The sequence below is a fragment of the Variovorax sp. SG517 genome, from assembly GCF_013376045.1.
In the GTDB taxonomy this organism is placed as follows: Bacteria; Pseudomonadota; Gammaproteobacteria; order Burkholderiales; family Burkholderiaceae_C; genus Variovorax.
Genome location: NZ_JABMJG010000028.1, coordinates 1 through 1452 on the forward strand (window position 1 = coordinate 1; position 1452 = coordinate 1452).

Consider the following 1452-nt stretch of genomic DNA (forward strand, 5'->3'; position numbering starts at 1 on the left):
CTGAACCGACCCCCAAACCTTGGACACTGTCTAGATCATGCCAACTGGATGGCGTCCTTCATCCTGTACTCAACGGGGCTCAGTCCTCCTAGCCCCAGCTTGATCCGATCCACGTTGTAGTAGTGGATGTATTCGTGAATCGCACCCCTCAAGGTTTCGACGTTCTCGAACTCATTGATATAGAAGAGCTCGCACTTCAACGTGCCGAAGAAACTCTCCATGGCCGCATTGTCGAGGCAGTTGGCCTTGCGTGACATGCTCTGCTTGAGCATCTTGTCCTGTAGACGCTTTCGGTACGCAGGCATTCGGTAGTGCCACCCCTGATCCGAATGCAGCATGGGTCTTTCTTCTGGGCCAAGCCGCTCGAACGCCTTGCTGAGCATGGCCTCGATCATGATCGGAAGCGGTCGCTCTGCAAGCTCGTACGACACGATCTCCCGGTTATATAGGTCCATCACGGGAGATAGATATAGCTTCCGATTGTTGACTTTGAACTCGGTCACGTCCGTCACCCATTTCGTATTTGGCTGATCGGCCACGAAGTCGCGCTGCAGATGATTCGGCGCCGTCTCAGCAGGCACCCCATCGAAGGCCTTGTAGCGCCTAGGCCGAACGAGAGACTTCAACTGCAGCGCGCCCATCAGCTTTTGGACAGTCTTGTGGTTTACGCCCAAGCCCTGTCGTTTCAACTCGGCGGTTATCCGACGATAGCCGTATCTGCCTCGGTGACGATTGAAGATCTCGCGGATCTTGGTCTTGAGTTCGCAGTGTCTGTCGCCGGCCTGGAGAGCCTTCTGTTGGTAGTAGAAGCTGCTGCGTGGCAGCCCTGCGGTCCGCAGAAGACCGGCGAGCGGGAAATGAGGCCTCAGCTCGATCACGATCAGCGTCCTTTCACGGGCACTGAGCGTCTCTTGTCTCGAACCAAGGCCTGCACTTTTTTTAGGTAGGCGTTCTCCATGCGAAGCTGCTGCATGTCGCGCAGCAATTCTTCGCGGCTACGTTGATCGTCAGCCGGTGCCTCGTCGCCGTCGCGCCGGCGCGGCTTCTTGCTCATCATCGTCTGTTCTTGTTTCCAACCTGGCTGCAGCGCAGCTGCACCGTGGATTGCGTACAGCCGCCTCCATTCTGCAACCTGATCGAATCGTCGGATGTCGAACAGCGCGGCAGCTTGCCTGCAAGAGATCCCCTCGTCGCTCACTCGGCGGAGAACCTCCAGCTTAAAGTTGAGATCGTAGTTGCTGCGCTTCTTCGTCACCACCCCAGCCGCACCGCGGGCGCTGTGCCCAGCGACCCATTTACGCAGCGAGTCAACATGCACGCCCTGGGCTTTGGCCGTCGCAATCAACCCGCCGGTTCCTTTTCGATAGGCATCTACGGCCTCCAGCTTCTGTTTGTCCGTGTACTTCACCATTCCGACTCCTTGGGTTCGTCCAGGTTTCGGGGGTCAGTTCA

At 57.3% G+C, this 1452-nt stretch carries 1 protein-coding gene; it reads right to left on the minus strand.

From position 1 onward, the window contains the following. Window positions 1-35: 35 nt before the first annotated feature. A protein-coding gene (locus FHT32_RS34760) for an IS3 family transposase (protein WP_371132322.1) occupies window positions 36-1411 on the minus strand; the annotation gives its coding sequence in 2 pieces (ribosomal slippage) (window positions 36-931 and window positions 931-1411; 1377 coding nt in all). Window positions 1412-1452 lie beyond the last annotated feature (41 nt).